This window comes from Saccharopolyspora sp. NPDC002376 (assembly GCF_053593195.1).
Window position 1 is genome coordinate 110,954 of the sequence record NZ_JBSFBZ010000006.1, and the last position, 15,038, is coordinate 125,991.

At 69.4% G+C, this 15,038-nt stretch carries 14 protein-coding genes and 1 pseudogene; 13 read left to right on the top strand and 2 right to left on the bottom strand.

Annotation, left to right across the window (positions count from 1 at the left end; all coding sequences use genetic code 11):
• Window positions 1-105: 105 nt before the first annotated feature.
• The 3 genes and pseudogenes from ACWCO2_RS07005 (at window position 106) to ACWCO2_RS07015 (ending at window position 3,942) form a co-directional block, all read left to right on the top strand.
• Window positions 106-2,628: pseudogene (locus ACWCO2_RS07005) on the top strand (ATP-dependent Clp protease ATP-binding subunit).
• A 160-nt stretch (window positions 2,629-2,788) separates the two neighbouring features.
• On the top strand, window positions 2,789-3,370 hold the full coding sequence (locus ACWCO2_RS07010; protein WP_450126784.1) for an HdeD family acid-resistance protein: 582 nt from the start codon (window positions 2,789-2,791) through the stop codon (window positions 3,368-3,370).
• Window positions 3,371-3,531: 161 nt separating this feature from the next.
• Complete coding sequence (locus ACWCO2_RS07015) at window positions 3,532-3,942, top strand: VOC family protein (protein WP_450126785.1); 411 nt, start codon at window positions 3,532-3,534, stop codon at window positions 3,940-3,942.
• A gap of 44 nt (window positions 3,943-3,986) precedes the next feature.
• Here the strand turns inward: ACWCO2_RS07015 and ACWCO2_RS07020 are convergent, their stop codons facing one another.
• Both ACWCO2_RS07020 and ACWCO2_RS07025 read right to left on the bottom strand, forming a co-directional pair.
• On the bottom strand, window positions 3,987-4,868 hold the full coding sequence (locus tag ACWCO2_RS07020) for an HAD family hydrolase (RefSeq protein WP_450126861.1): 882 nt from the start codon (window positions 4,866-4,868) through the stop codon (window positions 3,987-3,989).
• A gap of 188 nt (window positions 4,869-5,056) precedes the next feature.
• Entirely contained in the window at window positions 5,057-5,683 is a 627-nt protein-coding gene (locus ACWCO2_RS07025) for a sigma-70 family RNA polymerase sigma factor (protein WP_450126786.1), read from the bottom strand.
• Between the two features lie 403 nt (window positions 5,684-6,086).
• Between ACWCO2_RS07025 and ACWCO2_RS07030 the strand changes: the two genes are divergently transcribed.
• From ACWCO2_RS07030 to ACWCO2_RS07075, 10 genes are all read left to right on the top strand, one after another.
• The gene (locus tag ACWCO2_RS07030) at window positions 6,087-6,323 is read left to right on the top strand and encodes a glutaredoxin family protein (protein WP_450126787.1); all 237 of its coding nucleotides are present in this window, start codon (window positions 6,087-6,089) and stop codon (window positions 6,321-6,323) included.
• 358 nt (window positions 6,324-6,681) lie between these two features.
• A complete protein-coding gene (locus tag ACWCO2_RS07035) occupies window positions 6,682-7,524 on the top strand; it encodes a redox-sensing transcriptional repressor Rex (protein WP_450126788.1) in 843 nt (280 codons plus the stop codon).
• Complete coding sequence (locus tag ACWCO2_RS07040) at window positions 7,521-8,903, top strand: glutamyl-tRNA reductase (protein ID WP_450126789.1); 1,383 nt, start codon at window positions 7,521-7,523, stop codon at window positions 8,901-8,903. Before ACWCO2_RS07035 ends, ACWCO2_RS07040 begins: the two co-directional genes overlap by 4 nt.
• Window positions 8,900-9,838, top strand: a complete 939-nt coding sequence (gene hemC / locus ACWCO2_RS07045) for a hydroxymethylbilane synthase (RefSeq protein WP_270950781.1) — start codon at window positions 8,900-8,902, stop codon at window positions 9,836-9,838. Before ACWCO2_RS07040 ends, hemC begins: the two co-directional genes overlap by 4 nt.
• A gap of 14 nt (window positions 9,839-9,852) precedes the next feature.
• Window positions 9,853-11,385 carry a uroporphyrinogen-III synthase gene (locus ACWCO2_RS07050; protein ID WP_450126790.1) on the top strand — a complete coding sequence of 511 codons (1,533 nt, stop codon included), beginning with the start codon at window positions 9,853-9,855 and terminating at the stop codon, window positions 11,383-11,385.
• Window positions 11,386-11,670: 285 nt separating this feature from the next.
• On the top strand, window positions 11,671-11,853 hold the full coding sequence (locus tag ACWCO2_RS07055; protein WP_450126862.1) for a DUF397 domain-containing protein: 183 nt from the start codon (window positions 11,671-11,673) through the stop codon (window positions 11,851-11,853).
• Window positions 11,854-11,930: 77 nt separating this feature from the next.
• Window positions 11,931-12,914 carry a porphobilinogen synthase gene (gene hemB / locus ACWCO2_RS07060; protein WP_450126791.1) on the top strand — a complete coding sequence of 328 codons (984 nt, stop codon included), beginning with the start codon at window positions 11,931-11,933 and terminating at the stop codon, window positions 12,912-12,914.
• On the top strand, window positions 12,911-13,483 hold the full coding sequence (locus tag ACWCO2_RS07065) for a hypothetical protein (RefSeq protein ID WP_450126792.1): 573 nt from the start codon (window positions 12,911-12,913) through the stop codon (window positions 13,481-13,483). The genes hemB and ACWCO2_RS07065 overlap by 4 nt, the downstream gene beginning before the upstream one ends.
• A 39-nt stretch (window positions 13,484-13,522) precedes the next feature.
• Complete coding sequence (locus tag ACWCO2_RS07070; RefSeq protein WP_450126793.1) at window positions 13,523-14,005, top strand: hypothetical protein; 483 nt, start codon at window positions 13,523-13,525, stop codon at window positions 14,003-14,005.
• Between the two features lie 317 nt (window positions 14,006-14,322).
• Window positions 14,323-15,027 carry a hypothetical protein gene (locus ACWCO2_RS07075; RefSeq protein WP_450126794.1) on the top strand — a complete coding sequence of 235 codons (705 nt, stop codon included), beginning with the start codon at window positions 14,323-14,325 and terminating at the stop codon, window positions 15,025-15,027.
• The last annotated feature ends 11 nt before the right edge of the window (window positions 15,028-15,038 follow it).

Genomic DNA, 15,038 nt, shown 5'->3' on the forward strand with positions numbered 1-15,038 from the left:
GGGCCGCGGGGTTGGTCTATTTGGGCTGGTAGACGCGCTTTGCGTGGGTGGTCGAGCGCGGCTTTCGTCCAGGTTTCCCGACCTAGAAGGCTCTGGCGGTGGATGATGAGCTTCCCTTCCGGCTTCGGCGCGCAGGATCCCTTCGCCGATCTGCTCAACCGGTTCTTCGGCATGTCGCCGCGCACCTCGCCGCCGGCCGTGCAGCGGGTGCCGATCGGACGGCTGCTCACCGAGTCCGCCACCGACCTGATCCGCCGCGCCTCCGCCCGCGCCGAGCAGGACGGCAGCGACGACCTGGACACCGAGCACCTGCTCTGGGCCGCCACCCAGGTCGACGCGACGCGCAAGCTGCTGGAGCAGGCCGGGGCGGAACCGGACCACCTCGCTGAGCGGATCGCCGAGATCCTGCCCGGCGAGAGCTCCCAGCCGTCGGCGAACCCCGGCCTGACCCCGGCGGCCAAGCGGGTCCTGATCAGCGCGCACGCCCGCTCGCAGGCGGTCGGTGCCTCCGACATCGGCCCGGAGCACATCCTCGCCGCGCTGCTCGACGATCCGGACGCGGCTTCGGTGCGGCTGCTGGACACGCAGTAGATCAACACCGACCGGCTCCGCGACCGCGTCGAGCGCTCCGCCGCGGCGGAAGGCACCCCGGCCGCGCCGAGCAGCGAAACCCCGACGCTGGACGAGTACGGCCGCGACCTCACCGCCGAGGCCCGCGCGGGCAAGGTCGACGTCGTGGTCGGTCGCGGCGACGAGATCGAGCAGACCGTGGAGATCCTGTCCCGGCGGAGCAAGAACAACCCGGTGCTGATCGGTGAGCCCGGCGTTGGCAAGACCGCGATCGTGGAGGGCATCGCGCAGCGCATCGTCTCCGGCGACGTCCCGGAAACGTTGCAGGACAAGCGGGTCGTCGCGCTCGACCTGACCGGGCTGGTGGCCGGTGCGCAGTACCGCGGCGAGTTCGAGCAGCGGCTGAAGAAGGTCATCGACGAGGTCCGCGCGGCGGAGGGCTCGGTGATCCTGTTCATCGACGAGATGCACACCGTGGTCGGCGCGGGCGCGGCCGAAGGCAGCATGGATGCGGGCAACATCCTCAAACCCGCCCTGGCGCGCGGAGAACTGCACGTCGTCGGCGCCACCACCATCGACGAGTACCGCAGGCACGTCGAGAAGGACGCCGCACTGGAGCGCCGTTTCCAGCCGGTGACGATTCCGGAGCCGACCGTCGAGGAGACCATCCAGATCCTGGAAGGCCTGCGCGATTCCTACGAAGCGCACCACGGCGTGCGGTTCACCGACGATGCGCTGGCCGCCGCCGCGACGCTGTCCGACCGCTACATCAGCGACCGGTTCCTACCGGACAAGGCCATCGACCTGATCGACCAGACCGGCGCGCGGGTGCGGCTGCGGACGCTGCACCGCAGCACCGGGACCCGCGAGCGCGAGGACGAGATCGCCAAGCTGCACCGGGAGAAGGACTAGGCGGTCGCGGCCGAGGAGTTCGACCGGGCCGCGGAGCTCAAACATCAGATCGAGGTCGCCGAAGGCGAGCTGGCCGGGATCGTCGAGCGCCGGGAGGGCATCACCGACGTCACGGTCCAGGACATCGCCGAGGTGCTGTCCAAACGCACCGGCATTCCCGTCTCGCAGCTGACCGAGAGCGAGAAGGAACGGCTGCTGAAGCTCGAGGAGGCGATGCACGACCGCGTCGTCGGCCAAGACGAGGCGGTCACCGCGGTGGCCGAGGCGGTGCGACGCAGTCGGGCAGGGATGGGCGATCCGAACCGGCCGATCGGCTCGTTCCTGTTCCTCGGCCCCACCGGCGTCGGCAAGACGGAGCTGGCCAAGACGCTGGCCGAGATGCTCTTCGGCGACGAGCACCGGCTGATCCGGTTCGACATGAGCGAGTTCCAGGAGCGGCACACGGTGTCCCGGCTGCTCGGCGCACCGCCCGGTTACGTCGGCTACGAGGAGGCCGGGCAGCTGACCGAGAAGGTCCGCCGCCAGCCCTACAGCGTGCTGCTGTTCGACGAGATCGAGAAGGCGCACCGGGACGTGTTCAACGCGTTGCTGCAGGTGCTCGACGACGGCCGGCTCACCGACGCGCAGGGCCGCACCGTGGACTTCCGCAACACCGTGGTGATCATGACCAGCAACATCGGCGCCCAGCGGATCCTCGCGCACGAGGGCCGGGTGGAGGACATCCGCGATCAGCTGATGGACGACCTGCACCTCGGCTTCGCGCCGGAGTTCCTCAACCGCATCGACGACATCATCATCTTCCACCGGCTCGCCGAGGAGGACCTGTCGCACATCGTCGAGCTGCTGCTGGACCGCAGCAAGCGGCTGCTGCGCGCGCAGGAGGTGGACCTGGAGGTCACCGACGACGCCAAGCGCTGGCTCACCAAACGCGGCTACCAGCCGGAGTTCGGCGCCCGCCCGCTGCGCCGCACCATCCAGTCCGAACTGGACAACCGGATCTCCAAGCTGCTGCTCGGCGGCGAGGTCCACCCCGGCGACACCATCCTGGCCTCCATCGAGAACGACGACCTCCTCTGCACCCTCGCCCGCCCCTCGGTCCCCGAACAACAATCCGGAACCCGGCAACAGGATTCCACTGCGGTGTGATCCGGGGTGACCACAGTTTCAATTGAAACTGTAAAACCCAGGCACGCCGGATCACAGTTTCAATTGAAACTGTGGTTCCCGAACGGGGCGCGACCACCCGGATTGATGACGCGCGGGGTTCGGGAGTGCGGGGTCCTGGACTCCGTGCGGAGGATGGTTCATGAGCGTCTTTCCGGAGGAACCCGCGCGGCTCGGGCAGCGGCTGGCGAAGATGGCGTGGCAGTCGATCCTGGTGGTCGGGCTCTGCTCTCTGGTGGTGGGCGTGCTGGCACTGGTGTGGCCGGCCGCGACGTTGCACGTGGTGGGCGCGCTGTTCGGCATCTACCTGCTGGTCAGCGGGGTCCTGCAGATCGTCGCCGCGTTCGGCACGCACACCTCGGTCGCCATCCGCGTGCTGGCGTTCATCAGCGGTGCGCTGTCGATCCTGCTCGGACTGCTGTGCTTCCGCGGCGAGATGCAGTCGATCCTGCTGCTAGGTCTGTGGATCGGGATCGGTTGGCTGTTCCGCGGCGTCACGGCGATCATCGCGTCGGCAGCCGATCGCGACATGCCCGCGCGCGGCTGGCAGATCTTCCTCGGCGTCCTCACCGCGCTGGGCGGTGTGGTGCTGATCGTGTCGCCGCTTGCCTCGGTCACGCTGCTGGTGCTGTTCGGCGGGACCTGGCTGGTGGTGGTCGGCGTCGTGGAGATCATCACCGCGTTCCGCATCCGCAGCGCTGCCAAGCGCGTCGCGCAGACCTGAACTCGGGTCGTCCGGGCGCGTCGGGTGGGGTGCGCCCGGCCGGACGGGTCGGTGCGGTGGGCGGGGATGACGTCGCACCGGCCCGAGTTCTCCAGCGCGCCGCTGTCGGTCTGCACGCCTAGCCTGCAAGAGCCCAGAGTTCGAGCGAAGGGGGATCCCCGGTGTCTTCTCGTCTCAACCCGTACATCAGCTTCGACGGAACCGCTCAGCAGGCGATGGAGTTCTACCAGGGCGTTTTCGGTGGGAACCTCCGGACCAGCACCTACGGCGACTCGGGTATCGGCGAAGCGGGGGAAGCCGACAAGATCATGCACGCGATGCTGGAGAACGACCGCGGCTTCGCGCTGATGGCGGCGGACGTCCCAGCGGGCACGGAGCACAAGCCCGGCAACAACATCTCGGTGAGCCTCAGCGGCGACGACGACGCGGAACTGCGCGGCTACTGGGAGAAGCTCTCGACGGACGGCATCGTCGCGGTCCCGCTCGAGAAGCAGATGTGGGGCGATGTCTTCGGCATGTGCACCGACCGCTTCGGCATCACGTGGATGGTCGACATCATCGCCGCCCAGTGACGCCGTCGGCCCGACGCGATTGAAATCGCGGAGATCGCGGGTGGTCAGGAGCGGTCGCGGCGGCGGTAGGCCAGGCCCGCTGCGATCGCGCCGGCGATGGCGCTGGCGCCGAGCATCGAGTTCAGCCCGATGCGCGCGGCCTTGCGGCCGGTGCGGAAGTCGCGGACTTCCCAGTCGCGGGCGCGGGCGATGTCGCGCAGCCGCTGGTCCGGGTTCACCGCCACCGCCGTGCCGACCACCGACAGCATCGGGATGTCGTTGGCCGAGTCCGAGTACGCCGTGCAGCGGCGCAGGTCCAAGCCCTCGCTGGCCGCCAGCGCGCGCACCGCGTGCGCCTTGGCCCGCCCGTGCAGCATCTCGCCGACCAGTCGCCCGGTGTAGACGCCGTTCTCGCTCTCCGCGACCGTGCCCAGCGCGCCGGTCAGGCCGAGGCGGCGCGCGATGATCTGCGCCAGCTCGACCGGCGTCGCGGTCACCAGCCACACCCGCTGCCCGGCGTCGAGGTGCATCTGCGCCAGCGCCCGGGTGCCCGCCCAGATCCGGTCGGCCATCAGCTCGTCGTAGATCTCCTCGCTGAGCTCCACCAGCTCGGAGACCTTGCGGCCGGCCACGAACGACAGCGCCTGCTCGCGGCTGGCCTGCATGTCCTGGTGGTTCTCCTGGCCGCCGACCCGGAACTTCAGCTGCTGCCAGGCGAACCCGGCGAGGTCGGTGGCGGTGAGGAACTTGCGGGCGGCCAGTCCGCGGGCGAAGTGGAACAGCGAGGCGCCCATCATCATCGTGTTGTCGACGTCGAAGAACGCCGCCGCGGTGAGATCGGGCGGAGTGGCCAGCGAGCCGTCCGGGCCGGGGGCCGCGGCGACGGCGGCTTCCGCTGAAGCGCGACCGGCCACCTTCGCGCTGTCGACCTGCCCGGTCGTGGGCAGGCCGCGCTGCTCCGCGCCATCGGCCGAGCCCTGACGTGTCGGCACCGCCGCGCCTCCCTGGGGTCCTCCGGAGTGTTCGTGCGAAAGTTCCTGGTCTGGCCGACCCTGGGCCGTTCGGCTCAGCAGGCTTCTAGCTTAGAGCCTGTCGGCAACCACCTTTGCGCACCTCCGGCAGGCGCGGCAACGGTTCAGCGAAGATCGTCCGGCAGCAGCTGCGCCAAGCGGCGGATCGCCCGGTGCTGCAGTGCCTTCACAGCCCCCTCGTTGCGCTGCATCGCGACCGCGGTCTCGGTGACCGACAGGCCCTGCAGGAACCGCAGTCGGATGCATTCCCGCTGGTCGGGATTGAGCTGACGGACGCAGCGCAGCAGCTCGTGGTGGGTGGCCTCGGTGAGCACGTGCTGCTCGGGACCGAAGGGCACGCGGTGGGTCGGGAGGTTGTCGGTCCAGTCCGAGGTGGGAATCTCGAGCCGGTACCGGCTGGACTTGATGTGGTCGAGGATCAGGTTCTTAGCGATGGTGATGAACCAGGCGGCCACGTCGCGGCCCTGGTAGCTGATCGAGGCGATCCGGCGCAGGGCGCGCAGGAAGGTCTCGCTGGTGATGTCCTCGGCCAGGCAGTGGTCGCTGACCCGGAACAGCACGTAGCGGTAGATGGTCTGGGAGTACTCGTCGTAGAGGCGCCCGAAGGCGTCGTTGTCGCCCTGCTGAGCTGCGCTGACGTAGGCCCAGTTGCCCGATATCGGGGCGAGCGGGGTCTCGACGCGGCGGGCGACTTCCGGGGCGGGGGGTGCGAGCGCGTTGGGGCTGCTCATCTCTTGCGACCTCCTGCCTTCGTTGGCGGGCCGGTTCCCGGTGCTCGGGGGAGACGCACCAGGTCCGGCGTCATGTCGCGGTGTCCTGCGGACACCCGCCTCCGGGGGCCGAGCGAGCAGTCGTTCGTGGCGGTTTCGGGTCGCTCGTTCGGGTCCCAGGCGCATCTGGGCTGCGCCGGGGGCGTGGGCGTTGGAGCAGCAGCATACGTGTTGTTACTCAGAAGTAGGTAGTGCAACGCGGTGATCGTGACGTCACGCAACGTGTCCGATCGTGTCTCCCCCGCTCGCTCCAAGGGGTGATTTTGGACACTTGACCAGCGATATTTGCCGCACGGTCCGAGGTGTCCGGCTGGGTACCGTGAAGCCCTGGAAATCGGCTCGAATCTCTCCCTGGAGCGGCGGTATGCACCAAGTGACCGTGATGACCCGCGATGGCTGCCACGCGTGCGACGACGCGATCGCCGACGTGCGCCGGATCTGCGCTGAGCTCGGCACCACGTGGTCTGCACAGGACGTCGACGCCGACCCGGAACTGCGCGCTGAGTACGGTGACCGGGTCCCGGTGATCTTGATCGACGGCGACGAGCACGGCTTCTGGCGGGTCGAGGAGGAGCGCTTCCGCCGCGCCCTGACCGGCTGAAAGCGATCTCGCTCGGCGCGACGCCCGTCACGTGCCCTGGACCACGCGTTTTGGCACGTCGGGGGGCTATCGGCAATGATGGCGGGGAAGGTTTGCGCCTCCGGGCCGATACGACCGCGACGACTTTGTGCATGCGTTCACAAGTGGTTACGGTGTAGGGGTCCGACCGCCGGAACTCCGGTGCGGATCAGCCGACCAGGTGCCGTCCGCGGACCCGGGCCGATGCCGCCGAGGAGCAAACCCGGTCGGTGTCGGTGCTCCCCGCCTGCGGATGAGTCGGGAAGTCGACGACCACGACAGCCACTCGCGGCGGAGCGGCGGGTGGACAGGTGAGCGAGCAGGGCGAGGGAGATCCAGCGTGACGGCCCACGGAGCGGACGTGCAGGACGGAGACGGGCAGGCCGAGGCCGATTCCCGGGTCGAGTCCAAGCAGTCGGTCGAGGTGCCCGCGGCTCGGGAGCGAGCCCGCGCGATCCCGGAAGCCGCCGTCGCCCGCCTCGCGGTCTACCTGCGGGCCCTGTCCGGCCTGTCCGAGCAGGACATCACCACGGTCTCCAGCGACGAGTTGGCCGCCGCAGCGGGTGTCAACTCCGCGAAGCTCCGCAAAGACCTGTCCTACATCGGCTCCTACGGCACTCGCGGTGTCGGCTACGAGGTTGCTGTGCTCATCGGGCAGATAGAGCGCACCCTCGGCCTGACCCGCAAGCACAGCGTCGCGGTGGTCGGCATCGGCAACCTCGGCCACGCGCTGGCCAACTACGGCGGCTTCCCGGGTCGCGGCTTCCCGGTGTCGGCGCTGTTCGACCTGGACCCCGATCTGGTCGGCGTGCCGGTCGGCGGCATCCCCGTGAGCCACATCGACGACATCGTCGAGGTCTGCTCCGAGCGGGAGGTCACCATCGGCGTGATTGCCACGCCCGTGCAGGGCGCCCAGGAGGTCTGCGACCGTTTGGTCGCCGGTGGCGTCTCGTGCATCCTGAACTTCGCGCCGGTCGTGCTGCAGGTCCCCGAGGACGTCGAAGTCCGCAAGGTCGACCTGGCGGTGGAGATGCAGATCCTGTCGTTCCACGTGGCCCGGCGCCAGCAGGAAGCAGCCGCGCAGTCCGAAGTGGACGGTGCGGACCTGGGGCCGCCGGGGACCACCGGCGAACAGGTGTCAGGCGAGGTCGAATCGGCGAACAGGATGGTGGAACGGCTGTGAACCTGCTCACCGTCGGGATTTCCCATCGCAGCGCCCCGGTCCGGGTGCTGGAGCGGGTCTCGATCAGCGGCGACGAAGTCCGCAAGATCCTCGACGAACTGCTGCAGCAGGACCACGTGTGCGAGGCCTTCGTGATCTCGACCTGCAACCGGGTCGAGGTGTACGCGATCGCGGAGACCTTCCACGGCGGCCTGGACGACGTCAGCTCGGTGCTGACCAGGCACTCCGGCGAGGACTTCCGCGAGCTGTCCGACCACCTCTACGTCTACTACGCCGGCGCTGCCGTCGAGCACCTGTTCTCGGTTGCAGCCGGGCTGGACTCGATGGTCGTCGGCGAGGCGCAGATCCTCGGCCAGCTGCGGCAGGCCTACGGCACCGCGGACGAGAACGGCACCGTCGGCAAGACGCTGCACGAGCTGGCCCAGCAGGCGCTGCGCGTCGGCAAGCGGGTGCACAGCGAGACCGGAATCGATGCTGAAGGCGCGTCGGTGGTCTCCGAGGCGCTCGCCGACGCCGAGGTGGCGCTGGACGGCCTGGCCGGGCGCAGCGCGCTGATCGTCGGAGCGGGCTCGATGGGCGGCTTGGCCGCCGCGCAGCTCAAGCGCGTAGGCATCGGCGAGGTCGTGATCGCCAACCGCACGCCTGCCAACGGCGAGCGGCTGGTCGAGTCGCTGCGCGCCGACGGCGTCGACGCGCGCATCGCGGACCTCAGCGACCTCTCCGGCGCGATCGCCGCGACCGACCTGCTGGTGGCCTGCACCGGTGCGATCGGTGCCGTGGTGACCTCAGACGTGGTCTCCGCCGCGCTGGCGGAGCGCGACGAGCGGCCGCTGCTGTGCTGCGACCTCGGACTGCCCCGCGACATCGACGCCGACGTGGCCGAGCTGCCCGGCGTCACCGTCGTCGACCTGGAGAGCCTGCAGCAGCGGCTCGCCGACCGGCAGGGCGGCAACGAATCCGAGCGCGCCGCTCAGATCGTCGCCGAGGAACTGCGCGGCTACCTCGCCGCGCAGCGCTCGGCAGAAGTGACCCCGACCGTGACCGCGCTGCGCAAGCGCGCCGCCGAGGTGGTGGACAGCGAGCTGCTGCGGCTGGACTCGCGCCTGCCCGAGCTCGACGGCGGCGTGCGCGACGAACTGGCGCGCACCGTCCGCCGCGTGGTGGACAAGCTGCTGCACGCCCCCACGGTCCGGGTCAAGGAACTGGCGTCGGTGCCGGGCGGAGCCGGTTACGCCGACGCACTTCGAGAACTCTTCGAACTCGATCCGCAGACCACCGCGGTGCTCGGTGCCCCGCAGGCCGATGAAGGCCTGCCCGGGACCACCGTCGCACAGGCACGGATGCGCGATCGAGAGGGACAAGACGGGGAGGACCGTTGAACAAGACCCTCCGCATCGGCACCCGCGGCAGCGCTCTCGCGATGGCGCAGAGCTCGCAGGTCGCCGAGCAGCTGGAGAAGGCGGGTTACCCGACCCAGCTGGTTTCCGTGAAAACGCCCGGCGACCTGTCGATGGCGCCGATCGCCGAGATCGGCGTGGGCGTGTTCACCTCGGCCCTGCGCGAAGCGCTGGCCAACAACGAGGTGGACGTCGCGGTGCACTCCTTCAAGGACCTGCCGACCGAACCGGACCCCCGGTTGTCGCTGGCTGCTGTCCCGCTCCGGGAGGACCCGCGGGACGCGCTGGTGGCACGGGACGGTCTGACGCTCGGCGAATTGCCCCCGGGCTCCGTTGTGGGCACCGGTTCGCCGCGACGCGCCACCCAGCTCCGGGCCCTCGGCCTGGGACTGGAGGTGCGCAGCATCCGCGGCAATGTGGACACCCGCCTGCGCAAGGTGACCGACGGCGAGCTGGACGCCGTCGTCCTCGCCCGCGCCGGCCTGGCCCGCGTGGGCCGGCTCGAGGTGATCACGGAAACGCTCGATCCACTGCAGATGCTGCCCGCGCCCGCTCAGGGCGCGCTCGCAGTGGAATGCCGCGTCGACGACGTGGACACCGAGCACCTGCTGCAGTCCGTTTTGGACGATCAGGCCAGCCGCGCCGCGGCGGCCGCCGAGCGCGGCATGTTGAACGCGCTCGAAGCGGGCTGTAGCGCGCCGGTCGGCGCGCTGGCCGAAGTGGTGGAGGACCTCGACGAGGACGGGCGCGTGGCGCTGCGGCTGTCCCTGCGCGGGGTGGTAGCGGCCGACGACGCTCGGTTGGTCCGCGCCTCCGCCACTGGTGAGACGACCGCCGCTGACCAGCTGGGCCGTGAATTGGCCGCCCAGCTGATCGAAGCTCGAGCCGCACTGCTCAGCGGCCCGAGCAGTAGTTGATGGGGAGTGCCCTGATGACCCGAGCACGCAAGAACCCCGGACGGATTGCATTCGTGGGCTCCGGACCCGGTGACGCCGGGTTGCTCACCGTTCGGGCCCGGGATGCGATCACCCGCGCCGCCCTGCTGGTGACCGACCCGGACGTTCCCGCTGACATCGTCGGCCTGGCCGCGGACGGTGCCGAAGTGCGCCCCGCCGTGGGTGACCCGGCCGACGTGGCAAAGGACCTGGCCAACGAGGCGTCCACCGGACGCAGCGTGGTGCGCCTGGTCGCCGGTGACCCGCTGACCGCCGACGCGGTGGTCCGCGAGGTCCAGGAGGCCGCCAAGACCGGTGCCGCGTTCGACGTGGTTCCGGGTGTCGCTGGTGGCAGCGCGGTTCCGGCTTACGCCGGTGTCGCGCTCGGCGCTGCGCACACCGAGGTGGACGTCCGCGGCGACGTGGACTGGGCGGCCCTGGCCGCCTCACCCGGCGCGCTGGTGCTGCACACCACCGGCAGCCACCTGGCCGAAGCCGCGTCCCGACTGGTCGAGCACGGCAAGGCCGCGACCACGCCGGTCGCGGTGACCGCCTCCGGCACCACGGTGCAGCAGCGCACGATCGACACGACGCTGGCCTCGCTGGCCGCCGACGCAGGTGAGTTGCAAGGCCACCTGGTGGTGACCATCGGCGGGGTCGTGTCCGAGCGCAGCAAGCTGTCCTGGTGGGAGTCCCGCGCCCTGTACGGCTGGAAGGTCCTGGTGCCGCGCACCAAGGAGCAGGCCGGCGTGATGAGCGAGCGCCTGTGGTCGCACGGCGCCGTCTCGCACGAGGTGCCGACGATCTCCGTGGAGCCGCCGCGCAGCCCCGCGCAGATGGAGCGCGCGGTCAAGGGCCTGGTCGACGGCCGCTACCAGTGGGTGGTGTTCACCTCGGCCAACGCCGTCAAGGCGGTGTGGGAGAAGTTCGGCGAGTTCGGTCTGGACGCCCGTGCGTTCTCCGGCGTGAAGATCGCCTGCGTCGGCGAGTCCACCGCGGAGCGGGTGCGCGAATTCGGGATCATTCCGGAGCTGCTGCCCTCCGGTGACCAGTCCAGCGAAGGCCTGCTGCAGGACTTCCCACCGCACGACGACATCCTGGACCCGGTCGACCGGGTGCTGCTGCCGCGCGCGGACATCGCCACCGAGACGCTGTCGGCCGGGCTGCGCGAGCGCGGCTGGGAGGTCGACGACGTGACGGCCTACCGCACCGTCCGCGCCGCGCCGCCGCCCGCCGAGACCCGCGAGATGATCAAGACGGGCGGGTTCGACGCGGTGTGCTTCACCTCGTCGTCCACGGTCCGCAACCTGGTCGGCATCGCGGGCAAGCCGCACGCCCGTACGCTGGTGGCCTGCATCGGCCCGAACACGGCGGAGACGGCCAAGGAGTTCGGCCTGCGGGTCGACGTCCAGCCGGAGGTCCCGCGCGTCGAGGACCTGGTGGACGCCCTGGCAGAGCACGCGGCCCGGCTGCGCGCCGAAGGCGCCCTGCCGCCCCCGCGCAAGGCCAAGCGAGCCCGCCGCAGCTGACGAGCTGACCCGAAGGGCGCCTTCGACCTCGGTCGAAGGCGCCCTTCGGCGTTTCCAGCCCCCGACGGACAGGACGCTACGAATCGACCCGCGTCGGATCCTCGCCTGCGATCCGGATCGCTGACTCCGACTTCTTTGATGGACCGCCGCATACAGAGCTCTGAAGTTCGACCGAGCACATCGGGCGGCGCTGCCTTCGGCTGAGTCGCTGGAGATGCTCAAACGAGCTAGGTCCGAACCCCATCCTCTGGAGTGGTCGAAGTGGTGCGCGCGTCCGAACTTCCCGTGACATGGCGGCGGAGCAGCCGAAACCAGAACGGGGCGAACAACTGCGTCGAGGTCGCGTGCTTATCCGCTGCCACTGCGGTTCGGGATTCGAAGGATCCTGACGGGCCTGCGTTGGTCTTCGGCTCGGAGACGTTCGCCGGGTTCTTGGACGGGATCAAGGCTGGGCGGTTGTCAGGCTGAGCCCTTCGGGGTCCGGTTCGTCGGGGTAGTTACGCTCGGGGTTGTCACCCCGTCGAACCTTCTTGGGGAGCCGCTGCATGTATCCCTCGCACCGTCCGCGCCGGCTTCGCCGCACCCCGGCACTGCGCCGGCTCGTTTCAGAGACCTCCGTGGAGCCGCGGCACCTGGTGCTGCCGATGTTCGTGCGCGAGGGCGTTGGCCAGCCCGTGCCGATCCCGTCGATGCCGGGCGTCGTGCAGCACACCCGCGAATCGCTGCGCAAGGCCGCCGTGGACGCGGTCAGCGCCGGAGTCGGCGGGCTGATGCTCTTCGGCGTGCCCGCCGAGCGGGACGCGATGGGCTCCGGGGCGGTCGACCCGGACGGCATCCTCAACGTCGCGCTGCGCGACCTGCGCGCCGAGCTCGGTGACGACACCGTGCTGATGGCCGACCTGTGCCTGGACGAGTTCACCGACCACGGCCACTGCGGCGTGCTGGACGAGAACGGCACCGTCGACAACGACAGCACGCTGCAGATCTACGGCGAGATGGCCGTGGTGCAGGCCCAGTCCGGGGCGCACGTGGTCGGCCCCAGCGGAATGATGGACGGCCAGATCGGCGTCATCCGCGACTCGCTGGACGCGACCGGCTACGGCGACACCTCGATCCTGGCCTACTCGGCGAAGTACGCCTCGGCGTTCTACGGGCCGTTCCGGGACGCCGTCGACTCGCAGCTGCAGGGCGACCGCAACACCTACCAGCAGGACCCGGCCAACGGCCGCGAAGCGCTGCGGGAGGTCGACCTGGACCTGGCCGAAGGCGCCGACATGGTGATGGTCAAGCCGGCGATGTCGTACCTGGACGTGCTGCGCGACGTCGCGGGCGTGGCCGACGTTCCGGTGGCCGCCTACCAGGTGTCCGGCGAGTACTCGATGATCGAGGCCGCGGTGGCCAACGGCTGGCTGGACCGGAAGCGGACCGTGCTGGAGTCGCTGACCTCGATCCGGCGGGCGGGCGCGGACATCGTCCTCACTTACTGGGCCGTCGAGGCTGCGCAGTGGCTGCGGGACGCTCGAGCATGACGGATCTGGGGCAGCGAATGGACGCGTTCGGCCGTCCGGTGCCGGAACCGGAGTCGCCGCAGGCACCGCAGTCGCTGCTGATGGCGCGGTGGTTGTGGATCGGCTCTGTGCTGATCGGCGGCGTGCAGGCGTTCATCCAGCTCCTCGACCGGCCGCGGCTGATCGAGGAGCTGCGTGCGGTGGACCCGAGCATGGGGCAGATGGAGCTCGACACCGCGGCCAACAGCGGGATCATGTTCGCGTTCCTGCTCAAGGCGCTGATCCTGATGGTGTACCTGATGCTCACCCGGCGGATGCTGGAAGGGCGGAACTGGTCGCGGATCGTGCTCACCGTGGTCGGCGGGTTCGGGGTGTTCAACGCGCTGATCACACTGCTGGGCGTCGCGGTGTTCGGCACCGCGATGATCAATGAGCTCACCCCGATCACCATCACCTGGGTCGACGTGCTGTTCACGGCGCTGGTGGCGGTCGTCGAAGCGGCCGCGATCGTGTTCATGTTCCGGCCGGACGGCAACCGGTTCATCCGCGAGATGGGTCCGCGCCTGCGGCAGGGCCGCGCGGCGCGCTGACGAATTGTCGCTTCCGCCGCGGGTTCTTAACCTGGGCGAATGACGTCGCAGGAGACGAACCCGCGGCCGGGCACGGTCGACGGCGCGTTCTGGTTCGGCATTGCCAGCGTCGTGGTGGGGTTCGCCATCCTCGCCACGACGTTCCTGCTCGTCTCGGACGCCGAGCTGAAGCTGGTGGTGGAGGCGGCCGCGGCGCAGGGCCAGCAGCTCAGCCCGGACCAGGCCCGCTCCGTCTACGCCGGGATACTGGTGCTGGCGACCGCGATCGTCGCGGTGATCGCGGCGCTGTGGATCGTGTTCCTGTTCCTCATGCGCAAGGGCCGGAACTGGGCGCGAGTGGTGATCACGGCGGTGGGCGCGGGCTGGATCGTGCTGACCCTGCCGTCGTTGACCGGAGGATCGGTCGGTGGTGTCGTGACGGCATTGCTGGCGCTGCTGCAGGTGCTGACCGTGGGCGCGACGCTCGTGTTCGCCTACCTGCCGTTGTCGAACCACTACTTCCAGCTCGCGCGGCGCGGTTGAGATCGGGCTGATCCGCGAAAGCGCGCAGATTCTCGAGTACCTGACCAACCCGGTGATTCCGGTTTTGATCAACAACGTGCTGATGGTCGGCTCCGTGGCGTGCGCGGTGCTGTGGATCGTGTTCTCGGCGAAAATGCGGAAGGGGCGCAATTCCGCGCGGATCGCACGTGGAACTGCTGTTGTCCCTGGTCACGCCCATCGTTTTCATGATCTTGGCGCTGGGCGGATCGGCCAACGCCTATTTCAAAGCGATGACGGGTCGGTAATTTCGCCGAACCAAGTGGACAGCGCACGAGCCGGGTTTCTACTGTTTGCCGGTGACCTCACCGCAAAATCCATGGCAGCAGGGCGGATACCCGCAGGGCGGAACGCCTTCCGGTGGTTTCCCGCAGCAGCAGTACCCCCAGGGCGGGTACCCGCAGCAGCAGTACCCGCAGGCCGGGTACCAGCAGACCCCCTACTCGGCGCCGCCCGTGCCGCAGCAGGAGATGAGCCAGGTTCCGCGTCCGATCACCGTGGAGATCGCGTTCTGGATCTCCATCGTGGTGCCGTTGCTGGCGACGGTGCTGTCCGTGGTGAGCTACATGCTGCTGCAGGGCTTCCTGAACGACATGGTGGCCGATGTCACCGATCCCGACATGCCGAGCGAGATCAGCGACGGGATGACCTCGGTCGTCAACGGGATCATGCTGTTCACGTTCATCTTCATCACGGTGATCTTCCTGATCCTGACCGGCCTGTGGATCCTGTTCGGCTTCAAGATGCGGGCTGGCCGGAACTGGGCGCGGGTCACGCTCACCGTCTTCGCCTCGCTCTGGCTGATCAACGCCATCGTCAGCCTGATCGGCGGCGGCAGCGTGACCTTCAACGGTGACCTGCCGAACGTCGCGCTGCCCACGTCGTACTACGTGCTGACCTACAGCCAGGCCGGGCTCGGACTGCTGACCATGGGCGCGTTCATCACGCTGGTCTTCCTGAAGCCGTCGAACTGGTTCTTCAACGCCAACCGCCGCACTTACTGATGGAATCACCG

Coding starts and splice junctions, on each gene's coding strand:
- ACWCO2_RS07050 (WP_450126790.1), top strand. CDS start 9,853: ATGACCCGAGCACGCAAGAACCCCGGACGGATTGCATTCGTGGGCTCC.
- hemB (WP_450126791.1), top strand. CDS start 11,931: ATGTATCCCTCGCACCGTCCGCGCCGGCTTCGCCGCACCCCGGCACTG.
- ACWCO2_RS07025 (WP_450126786.1), bottom strand. CDS start 5,683: ATGAGCAGCCCCAACGCGCTCGCACCCCCCGCCCCGGAAGTCGCCCGC.
- ACWCO2_RS07010 (WP_450126784.1), top strand. CDS start 2,789: ATGAGCGTCTTTCCGGAGGAACCCGCGCGGCTCGGGCAGCGGCTGGCG.
- ACWCO2_RS07070 (WP_450126793.1), top strand. CDS start 13,523: ATGACGTCGCAGGAGACGAACCCGCGGCCGGGCACGGTCGACGGCGCG.
- ACWCO2_RS07030 (WP_450126787.1), top strand. CDS start 6,087: ATGCACCAAGTGACCGTGATGACCCGCGATGGCTGCCACGCGTGCGAC.
- ACWCO2_RS07065 (WP_450126792.1), top strand. CDS start 12,911: ATGACGGATCTGGGGCAGCGAATGGACGCGTTCGGCCGTCCGGTGCCG.